This window comes from Marinagarivorans sp. (assembly GCF_982758155.1).
In genome coordinates, this window is record NZ_CEXWTU010000148.1 from 1 (window position 1) to 12,247 (window position 12,247).

The 12,247-nt window shown below is 47.6% G+C and carries 11 protein-coding genes and 1 pseudogene; 10 read left to right on the plus strand and 2 right to left on the minus strand.

Annotated features, from left to right (window positions below; all coding sequences use genetic code 11):
- The 6 genes from uvrC to hemH all read left to right on the plus strand — a co-directional run.
- Nucleotides 1-1,423, plus strand: a 1,423-nt coding sequence (gene uvrC / locus AC3A8L_RS14570; RefSeq protein WP_487962998.1) for an excinuclease ABC subunit UvrC, incomplete at its 5' end; no start/stop codon positions are given.
- Between the two features lie 45 nt (nucleotides 1,424-1,468).
- Complete coding sequence (locus AC3A8L_RS14575; RefSeq protein ID WP_487962999.1) at nucleotides 1,469-1,975, plus strand: sigma-70 family RNA polymerase sigma factor; 507 nt, start codon at nucleotides 1,469-1,471, stop codon at nucleotides 1,973-1,975.
- Between the two features lie 66 nt (nucleotides 1,976-2,041).
- Nucleotides 2,042-3,049 (plus strand): FecR family protein, encoded by a 1,008-nt coding sequence (locus AC3A8L_RS14580; protein ID WP_487963000.1) that lies wholly within the window; start codon nucleotides 2,042-2,044, stop codon nucleotides 3,047-3,049.
- A gap of 78 nt (nucleotides 3,050-3,127) precedes the next feature.
- A complete protein-coding gene (locus AC3A8L_RS14585; protein WP_487963001.1) occupies nucleotides 3,128-5,626 on the plus strand; it encodes a TonB-dependent receptor in 2,499 nt (832 codons plus the stop codon).
- Between the two features lie 34 nt (nucleotides 5,627-5,660).
- Nucleotides 5,661-5,837, plus strand: a complete 177-nt coding sequence (locus AC3A8L_RS14590) for a hypothetical protein (protein ID WP_487963002.1) — start codon at nucleotides 5,661-5,663, stop codon at nucleotides 5,835-5,837.
- 231 nt (nucleotides 5,838-6,068) lie between these two features.
- A complete protein-coding gene (hemH, locus tag AC3A8L_RS14595) occupies nucleotides 6,069-7,157 on the plus strand; it encodes a ferrochelatase (protein ID WP_487963003.1) in 1,089 nt (362 codons plus the stop codon).
- A 15-nt stretch (nucleotides 7,158-7,172) separates the two neighbouring features.
- Here hemH and AC3A8L_RS14600 read toward each other — a convergent pair whose 3' ends face one another.
- Together AC3A8L_RS14600 and AC3A8L_RS14605 are read right to left on the minus strand one after the other, a co-directional pair.
- Nucleotides 7,173-8,447 carry an HlyC/CorC family transporter gene (locus AC3A8L_RS14600; RefSeq protein WP_487963004.1) on the minus strand — a complete coding sequence of 425 codons (1,275 nt, stop codon included), beginning with the start codon at nucleotides 8,445-8,447 and terminating at the stop codon, nucleotides 7,173-7,175.
- Between the two features lie 143 nt (nucleotides 8,448-8,590).
- Nucleotides 8,591-9,379, minus strand: coding sequence for a cytochrome C assembly family protein (locus AC3A8L_RS14605; RefSeq protein ID WP_487963005.1), 789 nt, complete (start codon nucleotides 9,377-9,379; stop codon nucleotides 8,591-8,593).
- A gap of 175 nt (nucleotides 9,380-9,554) precedes the next feature.
- Between AC3A8L_RS14605 and ffh the strand changes: the two genes are divergently transcribed.
- From ffh to AC3A8L_RS14625, 4 genes and pseudogenes are all read left to right on the plus strand, one after another.
- On the plus strand, nucleotides 9,555-10,928 hold the full coding sequence (gene ffh / locus AC3A8L_RS14610) for a signal recognition particle protein (RefSeq protein WP_487963006.1): 1,374 nt from the start codon (nucleotides 9,555-9,557) through the stop codon (nucleotides 10,926-10,928).
- A gap of 259 nt (nucleotides 10,929-11,187) precedes the next feature.
- Nucleotides 11,188-11,448, plus strand: coding sequence for a 30S ribosomal protein S16 (rpsP, locus tag AC3A8L_RS14615; protein WP_487963007.1), 261 nt, complete (start codon nucleotides 11,188-11,190; stop codon nucleotides 11,446-11,448).
- A gap of 25 nt (nucleotides 11,449-11,473) precedes the next feature.
- Nucleotides 11,474-12,001 carry a ribosome maturation factor RimM gene (rimM, locus tag AC3A8L_RS14620; protein WP_487963008.1) on the plus strand — a complete coding sequence of 176 codons (528 nt, stop codon included), beginning with the start codon at nucleotides 11,474-11,476 and terminating at the stop codon, nucleotides 11,999-12,001.
- A gap of 74 nt (nucleotides 12,002-12,075) precedes the next feature.
- Nucleotides 12,076-12,247, plus strand: a pseudogene (locus AC3A8L_RS14625) (tRNA (guanosine(37)-N1)-methyltransferase TrmD); the annotation flags it as partial.

Here is a 12,247-nt window from a genome sequence, read left to right on the forward strand (position 1 = left end):
GAATGCGACGGCGGTGCGTGAAAGCCTGGCTTTTTTGCAGAAAACGTTTCGTGTTCGTCAGTGCGAAGACAGTGTGTTTAATAATCGTACCCGCCCTTGTTTGCAGTACCAAATTGGGCGATGCACAGGCCCTTGTGTTGAGGTCATTAGCAAGGAGGATTACCGCGCGGATGTTCGTCATACCCAGTTGTTTTTAGAGGGGCGTAGTGAATTATTACAGCAAGAACTCGCCAAGGAGATGGAGCAGGCATCGGCCGAGCTTAATTTTGAACAGGCCGTGTTGAGTCGAGATCAAATAATGGCATTGCGGACTGTGCAGGCCCAAACCACGGTTGAGGCGGGGCATGGCAACACTGATATTATTGCGTGTGCCAGTGAGGCCGAGCAAGCTTGTTTGCATGTATTGTTTGTGCGCGATGGTCGAATGCTGGGAAGCAAAAGCTATTTTTTGACCAATAAACTGGCTGATGATAATGCCGAGTTAATATCGCAGTTTATTCCTCAATTGTATCTTGGGGGGCGAAAAATGGATGTGCCAACCGAGGTGGTGGTTAGCCATTCGGTGGCGAATGCCGAAGTGTTGGAGCAGGTAATTGGTGAGGCCTGCGGCCATAAGTTAATCATTAATCACAGTGTTCGTACCCACAGGGCTCGCTGGGTGGCAATGGCGATTGAAGCGGCCAGCCAAAATTTGCGTAACCGATTAGGACAGCAACTGCATACGCTTGCGCGTTTTGAAGCCTTGCAGGTAGCGTTGAAGTTGCCCGAAACGCCGAGCTGGATAGAGTGCTTTGATATCAGCCACAGCAGTGGTGAAGAGACTAAAGCCAGCTGTGTTGTGTTTAATCGCGAAGGCGCGGTTAAAAGTCGTTACCGACGTTTTAATATTGAGGGTGTAACCGCAGGCGATGATTACGCTGCGATGGAGCAAGCGTTAATGCGCCGTTATTCGCGCTTGCAAAAAGAGGGTGCGGGCTTGCCTGACTTAATATTGATTGATGGCGGTAAGGGGCAGCTTAGTAAGGCGCGTGAAGTTATGGTTGAGCTGGGAATTACGAGTATTATTTTATTTGGTGTGGCGAAGGGTACAACGCGTAAGCCTGGTTTTGAAATATTAATAGCGGAGGACAACACCGAAAAAGTGTTGGCAAGCGATAGTCCTGCGTTGCATCTTATTCAGCAGATTCGTGACGAAGCGCATCGCTTTGCGATTACTGGCCATAAAGCGGCTCGCGATAAAAAGCGCAGCCGTTCTACTCTCGAGGATATCCCCGGTGTAGGGCCAAAACGCCGCCGTGATATGCTCAAACATTTTGGCGGTTTACAAGAAATCACTAAAGCGAGCGTGGAAGATTTGGCTAAGGTGAATGGTGTGAGTCGTAAGTTAGCTGAAGAGATTTATGGCTTTTTACATGAGGGGTAATGCATTGGCTCTGAATGATTTGACGATAAAGGGTTGTCCTGAATTTTGAAGCGCATCTCTTTTGTAGGCGCTTTGTTTCACCAGTACCAGCGTGAATTAAAGCGTTTTATTACTCGTAAGTTTGGTGATGCCGATAGCGCTGAAGATATAGTGCAGGACGCATTTCATAACCTTTTGAAGGTTGAAAACATTGACGAGCTAGATAACCCTAAAGCTTACCTCTATCGCGCTGCGAGCAATTTGGCGTTGAATCGTTTACGTCACGCAAACCATCAAGTGGATTACCTAGCTCAGCAAACCGGTGATGACCCCGCGACTGTTTCACTGGATCGCGAGGTAAGTGCGCAAATGGATCTTGAGCATGTTCAGCGAGCATTGAAATCGTTGCCCGACAAATACCGTATTACGTTTGAGATGAGCCGCTTACAAGGTAAGAGCTACAGTGAAATTGCATTGGAGCGAGGCATTGCTGTGAGCACGGTTGAAAAACACATCATTAAAGTATTGAAGTTCCTGCGTGATGAATTAACGTCGGAGGTTAATCCATGTTGAGGTGTCTTAATGTTAGAGCGGCTGCCATATTGTGTGTTGCGATAGTGCGGTTGGGAGGCGGCGATAATGACTGATAAAACAATGACTGCTAAAACAATGCATGAGGCGCTAGCTTGGTTGGCCAAATTGGACTCCCCACTGTTGACGGCGCAGCAACAACAAGACTTCTTTGAGTGGTTGGAGGCGGCACCAGAGCATCAAGCCGCATATTTGAAGGCCGAGCAGTTGTGGTTGCGCGGGGATGTATTTGAGCGGCTTAACCAAGGCGCTTCAGCACCCATAGCCACGGATCAGGTTTCGCATAATACGTGGTGGGCGTGGGGGAGCGGATTGGCTGCGTGTGCGGTAATATTTTTTGCTTATATTGTTCTGGGGCCGTTGATGGAGGCCCCTCTTGAACAAGGCCGATGGCAATATGCTACCGCCATAGGAGAGCAAAAAAACATAACGCTTCCAGATGGCAGTGAGTTAATACTGAATACAGATACAAAAATTGACGTACTTTTTAATGAAGAAAGACGCATGGCTTCGCTCGCCCACGGTGAGGTTTTTTTTGCGGTGGCGCCCGAAGGCGCGCGCCCGTTTGATGTGGTGACGTCCGCCGGCTCTGTTCGTGTACTGGGTACGCGCTTTAGTGTTCAGCGCTTACGTGCGAGCAAGGATGCATCGGTAACCGTGGTTGAGGGGCGCGTTGCTTTGAATCCTGAGATCACGACGATTAATACTATCCCGGCTTTTAAATCGCGTCAGATATTAAGTGCGAACCAATTATCATCTATGGTGGCGACGACGCTGGGTTTATTGCCCGTAAATATTGATGCTGCTAATGCTTTAGCTTGGCGGCAACAGCGCTTGATTTTTAAGGCTCAGCCGCTAGCTGATGTGATTGCTGAACTCAATCGCTATAGCCCATTACCTATTTCTTTAGGGCAGCCTAGTTTGGCCGGCATTGAGGTTACCGCTGTGTTACCGCTCAATAATATTGGGCGTACGGTGCAAGCCTTAGCGGAATCTGTTGGGTTGGGTGTCGAAAATCAAGCTAAAGCCTATGTGTTGATGCCTGTTGCTGAATAAGTGTCAGTCAATAAGTTTTATTTGATGGGTATTTATTCTTTTATTTCTTTATTTCTTTATTTTTACTTGGCGTGAGTTATGCGGTACGCGGTCGTTTTTTGTGTTGCGTTTTATTGTTCAGTTTATTGTCTAGCGGCTGAGCGTTCGTTCAATGGTGTGCATTATTTTGATTTGCCAGAGCAGTCTTTAACACAGGGGCTTGTCGAGTTTGCTTTACAGGCTAATGTTGCGGTTATTGCTGATAATGCGCTGTTAAAGGGGCACACCACCACACCACTTATTGGCCCATTCAATACCGATAAGGCACTGACATTATTAATTGCGAAAGCATCATTACAGGCGCGTTTTGATGCAGTGTCGGAAGCTTTTATTATTGAGCCGTTAGGTATTATGGATGTTCCTGAGCTGCTAGCTGCCGCTAACCCTGAGGTAGTGGCACTTGAGGAGGTCGTGGTGACGGGGCGCTTTATCTCGCCGCGCTACCCGACTATTGTGAATTCTCAATTGCGCAATGGTGTGTCAGTGTTTGATTCCTCAAGGGTCCATCAACTCGTGCCGCAGGCTTTGATGCAAGATGTTATTCCGAATCAGTTGCTTGATGTTTTAAGTTACATCAGCGGGATTACGCCTGGAGATGGCTTTGCGGGGAGTAATGATGATTTTTATATTCGAGGGTTTCCTCGGCAAGCGTTGCACGTAGATGGTTATAAATTGAGCGATGCCACGGCAGTGCAAATGATGCCTGAGCATGTTGAGCGTATCGAAGTGCTTAAAGGCCCGTCGACGTTATTTTATGGGCAAGCTGATGCTGGCGGTATAGCTAACGTGATCCGTAAAAAACCTTTGGACGTTACGCAGTTTGCCGGTGGCGCTTCAGCGGGCAGTGAGCAGCAGCGTAAGTTATCGCTGGATGCGAATATGGCTAATATATGGAGTGAAGACTTAGATGCTCGACTTATTTATTCGGTGAGTAGTTTGGCTGAAAATGGCGTTGCGCAGGATATTACGCGGCAGGTTTTTTCGCCTTCGGTGCGCTGGCATGCGGGTTTGAATACTGTGCTGGATGTTCAGTATGAATACCAAAACTTTGCTCAAACTATTAATCGTGATTTCACCATTTTGAATGATTTTGAGGATCTGCTAGCTTCGCGAACCTTGGCGCAATCTGTTCAGTATTTAAGGCCGGAATTTACAGCCGACGCTCAATTGCTGCACGCATCGTTGAATCACTATATTAATTCGCAGTGGCGAGCTTCGGGATATTATCGTTGGCATGATGAAAGCCGTTATGGTGTTCGTGCGGATACGCGGGTATTGAGTCAAACTTCGGCCTTGGTGCCTCAAGAATCTTTTGGTTTTGATGATTTATGGCTCAATATTGCCGGTCAGCTTTCCATTCCCATATTGTCGCGTAGTGATGGTTTGGCATTTGGCACGGTATTGCGGCTTTATGATGAGCTAGCGCATGAAACCGGGATGGCTTTTGGTGGGGAATTAAATGGCGATGTTTCTATTGGTGAGCATAGGCACCGTGTAACGCTGGGTGCGGAACTATATTATGCCGATAACTATCAAGCTTATACCGTAGAGTCGCGCTCGCCTAAACAAGTAGGTGCTTTACCCGAAGCATTATTTCTTCAGCGCCTGCAGGGGTTGGCTGATGATTTATTGGCGACCAAAGGTCCCTTGGGCAGTTTAAATACTTATTCTCAGCGTTTGGTTTATGAGGATGTTGGTGTTTATGGTCAGCTACATTCACAGTGGAGTCGTCGTTGGTCGTCTTCGGCGGGTTTACGTTATTCTCTTTTATCGGGTCATTACCAAGGAGCACTGGGCAAGGCTGAGCAGCCGCTTGAAAGCTATAGGGATATTGCTTTACAGCTCGGTGCGGTTTACCAGCCCGTTGATGAGGCTTCTTTTTTTGTGAATTATAGTGAAAGCGTGGCGATTAATTACGGGCTTTCTGGTTTGGGGTTGCAGGCCGGGGCGCCAGAAAGCGCAGCGCAGTGGGAGTTGGGTGTAAAGTCTCTGTTGTTTGAGGGCCGCTTAACAGCCACAGTCGCAATTTTTGATATTCAAAAAGATAATGTGGCCCATTTGTATCGAGATGCGCTAAGTAGTGATGCAATCGCGTTATTTCATTCTCAAGCGTCGCAAGGTGTCGAAACTGATTTGACGTGGCAGTGGTCTGATCATGTGCAAATGTTAGCGGCCTTTTCGTGGATCGATCCACGAATTGTTTCCGGTGAATTTGATGGTCATTACCCCGTTATGGCGGCAGATCAAACAGGCAGTTTTTTTGCGCGTCGCGAACTTGGTGCTTGGAGTCTTAGTGCCGGCTACCATTATGTTAGTGAACGTTCTATTGATATTCAAAATACGCAAAAGCTGAATGCCTACAATACATGGGATGGTACGGTTGATTACCGTTTTGCATGGCAAGGGTTAGACGTTAAGGCGGCCTTAGTGGGCCGGAACTTACTGGATAAAGACTATCAGGCAGCCGCGGTGATAGGGTCTCATATTCATGCCGGGCCTGGGCGAAGTGTTCAGTTGAGCTTATCAGCTGTATTTTAACTGTGAATACCTTCAATAGCGTCGAGGCTTACTGTTGGCTGTTGCTTTAACCTTTCGCTATTTATGCAGTTGTAAGCATGCGCGTACGTTAAGCCACATGAAAGAGCTTGAAGCTATTAATGTGGTTGAGCAGTTGATGCACCAATACGAGCCGACTTTGTGGGCGGATAGATGTATCGTGACGGCCGAATATCAGCACCGCAGTGAGTAGGATCAACAAGGTGTTTATTGGGCGCTACCATCGTTTTCACGAAGTGACGCTAAAGTATTGATGTTTGGTGATAATTCATATTCCCTGTGCGCGTTGCTTGGTTTTGCTGCGGCTAGCGTGTACCTTTGCGTGCTTAGTTTTTCGGTGTCTTTTTACGGTGGCTTGATCCTAAATTAGGCTTTGTGCGTAGTGAGTGCTTAATCGAATGTTTTTATACCTTAAGGGCGTAATGTGAAATATAAAAATCCACATACTTTTACCCACGATCAAGCCGATAAAATTGGTATTTTGATCACTAATCTCGGTACCCCAGATGCGCCAACGGCATCGGCACTAAGGCGATATTTGGCAGAATTTCTAGGCGATCCACGCGTGGTTGAAGTACCTCGCCTGATATGGAAGTTTGTGCTGCACGGTGTAATTTTACGGATCCGACCATCGCGATCAGCTAAAGCTTATAAGGGGGTTTGGACAGAAGAGGGCTCGCCATTAGCGGTACATACCGCAGCGCAGGCGAAAAAACTGGCCGCACATTTTGCCGAGAAAGGTGATCAGTATGTGGTGGCGTATGCGATGCGATACGGTAATCCAGCTATGGCTAAAGTGCTTGATGAAATGTTGCAGCAGGGGGTGCGAAAGTTGGTTGTGTTACCTATGTATCCGCAATATTCGGGCAGTACTTCAGGTTCCACCTTCGATGCGATTGCGGCCGATTTTTGTAAGCGCCGCTGGCTGCCGGAGTTACGTTTTGTTAATCAATACTGCGATAAGCCGGCCTATATCAAAGCTGTAGCAAATAGTATCCGCACGTATTGGCAAGCCCATGAACGCCCTCAGAAACTGCTATTTTCGTATCATGGTGTGCCGCTGAAATATTTGCATAATGGCGACCCTTATCATTGCCAGTGCTTAAAAACATCGCGCTTAATTGCTGAAGAGTTGGGGCTGGATAGTGAGCAATACATGACGACTTTTCAGTCGCGCTTCGGTCGCGAGCCTTGGCTGCAGCCCTATACGGACCATACGCTTAAAGCATTGCCGCAATCGGGTGTGGAGCATGTTCAGGTTGTGTGCCCTGGGTTTCCATCTGATTGCTTAGAAACCATAGAGGAGATTGGCGAGGAAAATAGAGACTATTTTCTAGAGGCTGGTGGCAAGGTGTTTGAGTACATCCCTGCGCTTAACAGCGATGCCGGGCATATTGAGGCTTTGGTCGAGTTGTTGGATGAGCAATTGTTGGGTTGGGGTGTTCCTGCTGGGCAAGCGATTGATCTTCGAAGTCAGTTAGCGAAGTCTTGCCCGCATAATCAGAAAGTTTAATCGGAGGCTCTTCTCTTACTCGTCTTCTAAAGAGTGAACTTGCATTGATTCGATCATAGTGTCGCCAATGCGAGTGAGCTCGAAGCGGTAGCCCTTTAGGGTAAAGCTGCAGGGGCCGTCAGGTATACTCTCTAGATATTCAAAGGCTAGCCCGTTGATTGTTTTTGGGCCATCAGTCGGTAGTTTCCAGCCTAATTGCTTATTGATGTCACGCATGGAGGTGGTGGCGTCTATTAGGTACCAGCCGTTGTGTAGGTCTGTAATCTCTTCTTCGGTGCTATCGCTACCGTCAGTACTAAACTCCCCGACAATTTCTTCGAGTAAATCAACAAGGGTAGCGGCACCCTGAACCTCGCCGTATTCATCAACGACAATCGCAAGGCGACGCTTCTCTTTTTGGAAGTTCATTAGCTGTATGTGCAGTGGGGTTGATTCGGGCACAAAGTAGGGCGCAGACATGTGATCGCGAATATCTTGCTGGGTAATATCGTGGTCAGCACCACGTAAAAAACGCGAGGCTTTACGCATGTGCAGAACCCCAACAACACTATTAATGTCGCCTTCATAAACAGGCAGGCGGGTGTAATCCGTTGTACGTATTAGCTCAAGTGTACTTTCCATGCTGTTTTCTAGGTCAATACCGATGATTTCGTTACGCGGAATCATAATGTCTTCAACCGTAGCTTTTTCCAAATCGAGCACATTAAGAAGCATGCCTTGGTGTTGGTCGGGAATTAAATCGCCGGCTTCATCCACCACTGTTCGAAGTTCGTCGGGGTGAAGGTGGTCACCTCCGGTTTTTCCTGTGGGGTCGGCTCCAATCATGCGAACTAAGCTGTTCGAAAAGCCGTTGATGACCCAGACTGCAGGGTATAGTGTCCACAGTAAAGGTTTAAGGATGAGGGTTGCTGGGAATGCGACTTTTTCTGGGTAAAGTGCTGCTAGTGTTTTTGGGGTGACTTCGGCAAAAATGAGTACCACAATTGTGAGTAGCGTGGTGGCAATAGCAACGCCTGCATCGCCGTAAAGGCGCGCGCCAATGACGGTTACAATTGCGGTGGCGTAAATATTGACAAGGTTGTTACCTATTAAAATAACGCCGAGCAGGCGATCTGGGCGTTCCAGTAATTTGCCGGCCCTTACCGCTCCTTTGTGGTGTTTTTTAATGAGGTGGCGCAGCCTGTAGCGGTTGAGCGACAGCATGCCGGTTTCAGAGCTGGAAAAGAAGGCTGAAAGAATTAGTAAAACTGCTAGCGCTATGTAAAGCACTTGTAAGGGGATGTCGTCCAAGAGATGTGTGGCTCGTTTAAACTGAGCGGGCTATGTTGTACTAGATAGGTAGGCGGTGCAAGGGCTATATGCACCCCGTGAATACATTGGCGTGCGGTTCGCATTTTAGGCAGGATTATGTTCGTCGGCAGGGGCTAATTAACTTAGGTGTTAAGAAGGAATTCAAGTACAAACTTGGATCCAAAGTAGGCCAGTATTAAAAAGGCAAAGCCTGCGAGCGTCCAGCGAACAGCAATGTTGCCGCGCCAGCCAAGCTGGTGTCGGCCCCACAATAAAACAGAGTAGGTGAGCCACGCCAGTGCTGCGAAAACGCTTTTGTGGGCCAAGTGTTGCGCCATCATGTTGTCGACAAATATTGCGCCAGAGGCAATAGCAATAGTAAGCAGTATTTGTCCAGTCCATAAAAGCTCAAACAAAAGCGCTTCCATGGTTTGCAGTGGCGGTAATAAGCGCACTAAGCCGCCGGCGTGGCGATTATGCAGTTGGTGATTTTGGTAGGAGAGTATAATTGCGTGAATGGTCGCAATTGTGAGCGTGCTGTAAGCAAAGATGGATAGCACTATGTGTGCAAGCACGCCGCTGCTAAGCTGAATAACATTATGACTTGTGCTGGCAAAGAAGAGTGCGCACAGGAGTGATATTGCTGTGCAGGGCAGTAGCAGCACAAACATGTTGTAAAGTGGTTTTCGAATGCTGCTGGCTAAAACTAATAGATTGGCGACCCAGAAAAACAGCGGTGCAATACGGAATAAACTGAAATCGTAGCCTGATGCAGTGACAATAAGGCCATAAGCACCGTAAGCATGACTGACGAGAGCGAGCCCAAGTAATACTGGTACGACAAGTGGGGGACGGCTTTGGCGTTGCTTAAGTGAGCGAACCAATAAGAACCAAGCAGAGCAGTATAGGGCTAGAGTAAGTGTAATAGGCATAGCGCGATTTGCTGCAATCCGTGTATAAAAGAGCGCTAGGTTAGTGGCTGTAAAGGTCGCTTGGCAAGCACTGTCTTAAGCTATATTGTGCAAAAGTTGCGGATGAGTCGTTTTTAGTGCTCTATACCGCTATAATTCCTCCCCAAATTTTTCTTATACCGCAAAAGATGCGCTTATGTTTCAGAACCTTTCAGACCGTTTAAGTCAATCGCTCAGTAAAATCACGGGTAAGGCTCGCCTTAATCACGACAATATTCAGGGGACTTTACGCGAAGTGCGTAAAGCACTGCTAGAGGCTGATGTTGCGCTACCTGTTGTTAAAGTCTTTGTTAATCAGGTGCGCAAGCGCGCCCTGGGGCAGGAGGTGTCTCGCGCACTCAATCCTGGGCAGCAGTTCCTAAAAATCGTAGAAAGTGAATTAACTGCGGTAATGGGGGAAGCTAACGAGACTCTTAACTTAGCGGCCAAGCCACCTGCTGTTGTGTTGATGGCGGGCCTACAAGGGGCCGGTAAAACAACATCGGTTGCGAAGCTTGCAAAATTTCTGCAGGAGAAAGAAAAGAAAAAAGTATTGGTGGTGAGTGCGGATATTTACCGCCCGGCCGCGATTAAGCAGCTAGAAACGTTAGCGGCAGAAGTAGGTGCTGAATTTTTCCCCTCCAGTGCTGATCAGGCCCCAATTGATATTGCCAATGGCGCAATAGCACAAGCCAAAAAGAGCTTTGCGGATGTGGTAATTGTCGATACTGCCGGACGATTGCATATTGATGATGCGTTGATGGATGAAATTAAAGGCCTTCATGCGGCCATTAATCCTATCGAAACGCTGTTTGTGATTGACGCAATGATTGGTCAGGATGCTGTTAATACCGCCAAGGCTTTCGATGAAGCGCTACCGCTGACGGGTATTGTCTTAACAAAGGCTGATGGCGATGCTCGTGGTGGGGCTGCCTTATCGGTACGGCATATAACGGGCAAGCCTATTAAATTCTTGGGTATGGGGGAAAAGGTCGATGCCTTAGAGCCTTTCTATCCTGAGCGTTTAGCGTCGCGTATTTTGGGAATGGGCGATGTGATGTCGCTTATAGAGCAGGCTGAGTCTACCTTAGATAAAGCAAAAGCCGACAAGCTTGTCCAAAAGGTTAAAAAAGGTAAGTCGTTTGATTTGGAGGATCTTAGGGATCAGCTTCAGCAAATGCAAAACATGGGCGGAATGACCTCTGTGCTTGAGAAATTGCCCGGTATGGGGAATGTTGCGCAAATGGCTGAGCAGGCCAATGTGGGGTCGCAGTTCAAGCAGATGGACGCCATTATTAACTCGATGACGCCCGCCGAGCGCCGTAATCCTGATGTTCTAAATGGCTCGCGAAAGCGCCGCATTACAATGGGGTCTGGAACTGACATTCAAGACTTAAATCGTTTGCTTAAGCAGCACAAGCAAATGGCTAAGATGATGAAAAAAATGAAGGGCGGCGGCATGGCTAAGATGATGCGCGGCATGAGTGGAATGTTGGGTGGTGGGGCTGGAAACTTACCACCTATGCGCTAATTGGCGCTTTGAATCCATGATGATCACTCGACTTTATTGTTTAAATTCCAAAAAAAACAAAAATGAGTGATCAAACTCTATACACGGCGCATGCTTTTCAGTAAAATGCGCCGCCTTTCGTGGGACCTGTGTATTCAGCTATTGCGAATTATCAACTATTACTAAGTGTGTATTTGATAATTTTCAAACAGCTGTTGATTGAAGTGTTTATCACTCGCCCCGAAACCTTATTCAAACCAATTAATTGGAAGTTATTTACATGGTAACCATTCGTTTAGCGCGTGGCGGTTCTAAAAAGCGCCCTTTCTACCACTTGACTGTAACCGATAGCCGTAGCTCATGTAACGGTCGTTACCTTGAGCGTGTTGGCTTTTTTAACCCTATTGCTCGCGGCCAAGAAGAGCGCCTTCGTGTTGATAATGCACGTGTTGATTTTTGGGTAGCTAACGGTGCTCAGTTGTCTGATCGCGTAAGTCGTTTGCTGAAAGATGCAAGCAAAGCGACTGCTGAAGCTGCATAAGCTTTGCACTGTTTGGGTCTAACTTATGAGTAGTCGCATTGGTGTAGGCCGCTTGGTGGGTGTTTTTGGTGTCAAAGGCTGGCTTAAGGTCAAGTCTAATACACAGCCCGCCGAAAACATTATTAACTACAAGCCTTGGTTTTTAAAAACCGCACATGGCTTGAAGGAAATAGAGATTGACGATTACGCATTTCGACCACAAGGTCTGATTATCCACATCAAAGGGTGTGATGATCGTGATCAAGCTGAAGCTTATGGCAAGGCAAATATTGAGGTTGAGGTTGCACAGCTGCCCAATTTGGAGGGCGGTGATTATTACTGGCACCAACTCATAGGGCTTAAAGTCTTTACTGAGTTTGGTGGCGGGAGAACCTTGCTTGGCGAGGTAAAGGGTTTGATGGAGACTGGCGCAAATGACGTCTTGATCGTGGCTTCTTGTGTAGGTGCGGTTGACGATAAAGAGCGCCTGGTTCCTTATCTGCCGGGTGAGGTTGTTGGTCTTGTTGATCTTGCTATTGGCGAGATGAGCGTTGACTGGGATCCTGAATTTTAGTGGTTGATCTCGGTAGTAATTCTCGGGATGCAGCTACTGCGCTGCATGTTGGTGTGGTGACGCTATTTCCAGAAATGTTTGGCGCCATCACAGATTACGGCATAACGCGTAGGGCGACAGCAAGCGGCATTGTTAAATTTCAGTTTTTTAATCCACGCGATTACACAACTGACAGGCACCGTACTGTGGATGATAGGCCTTATGGCGGCGGCCCGGGTATGGTTATGCGGGTGGAGCCTCTCCTTG

What these genes read in the sequence shown, in the direction of transcription:
- AC3A8L_RS14580 (WP_487963000.1), top strand. Translation starts at nt 2,042, where the DNA reads ATGACTGATAAAACAATGACTGCTAAAACAATGCATGAGGCGCTAGCT.
- AC3A8L_RS14585 (WP_487963001.1), top strand. Translation starts at nt 3,128, where the DNA reads ATGCGGTACGCGGTCGTTTTTTGTGTTGCGTTTTATTGTTCAGTTTAT.
- AC3A8L_RS14605 (WP_487963005.1), bottom strand. Translation starts at nt 9,379, where the DNA reads ATGCCTATTACACTTACTCTAGCCCTATACTGCTCTGCTTGGTTCTTA.
- ffh (WP_487963006.1), top strand. Translation starts at nt 9,555, where the DNA reads ATGTTTCAGAACCTTTCAGACCGTTTAAGTCAATCGCTCAGTAAAATC.
- rpsP (WP_487963007.1), top strand. Translation starts at nt 11,188, where the DNA reads ATGGTAACCATTCGTTTAGCGCGTGGCGGTTCTAAAAAGCGCCCTTTC.
- rimM (WP_487963008.1), top strand. Translation starts at nt 11,474, where the DNA reads ATGAGTAGTCGCATTGGTGTAGGCCGCTTGGTGGGTGTTTTTGGTGTC.